The following is a 1739-nucleotide window of genomic DNA, read 5'->3' as shown; positions in this document are numbered from 1 at the left end:
TCGCTGTTGCAAAAGAATAAAAAGACCGATGACATCAGCAGTTATTTCGCCATGCGCAAGATCTCGGTGGGTACAGACAACAACGGCATTCAACGCATGTTGCTGAACAATGAGTTTGTGTTCCAGTACGGTCCGCTCGACCAGGGCTGGTGGCCCGATGGCTTGTATACCGCGCCTACCGACGAAGCGCTCAGGTACGACATCGAGCAAACAAAGGCCATGGGTTTTAATATGATCCGCAAACACGTAAAGGTAGAACCCGCCCGCTGGTATAATTATTGCGATAAGCTGGGGATGCTGGTTTGGCAGGACATGCCCAGTGGCGACCTTGGCAATCGCTGGGAACCACGCCCTGGCGTGTATGGACGCGCCAGCGATAAAGACCGCACTACCGAATCTGAAAGCATCTACCGCAACGAATGGCGCGCCATTATGGACAAGCTGTACAACTTCCCCAGCATTGTGGTATGGGTGCCCTTCAATGAAGGGTGGGGACAATTCAAAACAAAAGACATTGTACAGGTAACCCAACAACAGGACCCTTCGCGCCTGGTGAACAGCGCCAGCGGTGGTAATTTTGAACGGGTGGGACATATCTGCGATCTGCATAACTATCCCGAACCCCTGATGCCCGATCCGGCTTTATTTGGCGCCAAACAGGTTTTAGTGCTTGGTGAGTTTGGCGGTTTGGGTTTGCCGGTAGAAGGACATACCTGGCAGCAAAAAAACAACTGGGGCTATCAAACCTTCAAGAACAACGAGGAACTGTTACAACACTATGAAGAATTTGTCAACCACATCCCCGCTTTAATCAGGTCCGGGTTATCAGCCGCCGTATACACCCAAACCACCGATGTGGAAGTAGAAACAAACGGTTTAATGACCTACGATCGCAAGGTTATTAAAATGCCAGCTTCCAGGCTACATGAGATACATAGTAAGTTGTATGAGAATTCTTTTGTAGCTATGAAGAAATAGGTTGGTAAGTTATTAGGTTATTAAGTTTGTAGGTTCCCGGGTTTATCATAACATACGAACTTAATAACCTAGGAACTAATAACTGAAACTTAGAATTGAGTATGAAACAATTTAAACTACTAACCTTCCTGATAATCAGTTGTAACTTCTCTATACAAGCGCAACAAGGGAAGTCCAATGCTACAAGTAACCAGCTGAACAGTTACTACGTAAGTAACAAGCTTCCGTTGAAACCTTCTCCTTTTATCAAACTGCCGGTTCAGTCATTCAAACCCAAAGGCTGGTTGCTGCATTTCCTGGAACTGCAACGCGATGGGTTGGCTGGTCACCTGGGACACATCAGCGCCTGGCTGGCCAAGACCGACAATGCCTGGCTCACCAAAGATGGAAAAGGCAAATGGGGCTGGGAAGAAGTTCCGTACTGGTTAAAAGGTTATGCCAATCTCGGCTACCTGTTGCACGATCAGCAAATGATCAATGAAAGTAATGGCTGGATCAATGCCGTGCTCGACAACCAGCGGCCCGATGGTGATTTCGGTCCGGTCGTATTGCGCAATGGCAAACGCGACCTGTGGACCAACATGCCCATGCTCTGGTGTTTGCAATCGTACTATGAATATACCAGCGATCCACGGGTGCTCACGTTCATGACCAGTTATTTCAAATGGGAAAACGCCCTGCCCGATAGTATGTTCCTGGAAGATTACTGGGAGAACAGTCGCGGCGGTGATAATATGTACAGCGTATACTGGTTGTACAAC

The 1739-nt window shown here is 48.0% G+C and carries 2 protein-coding genes; both read left to right on the top strand.

The features are described from left to right. On the top strand, positions 1–978 hold a 978-nt coding region (locus ACJ751_RS16875), incomplete at its 5' end, for a glycoside hydrolase family 2 TIM barrel-domain containing protein (RefSeq protein WP_407746693.1). Positions 979–1079: 101 nt separating this feature from the next. Further along, on the top strand, positions 1080–1739 hold a 660-nt coding region (locus ACJ751_RS16870; protein WP_407746692.1), incomplete at its 3' end, for a beta-L-arabinofuranosidase domain-containing protein.

Source organism: Niastella sp., from assembly GCF_045805085.1.
Lineage (GTDB): Bacteria > Bacteroidota > Bacteroidia > Chitinophagales > Chitinophagaceae > Niastella.
Note: the sequence above shows the minus strand (reverse complement) of the source record. Positions and strands in the feature narration are given on the sequence as shown.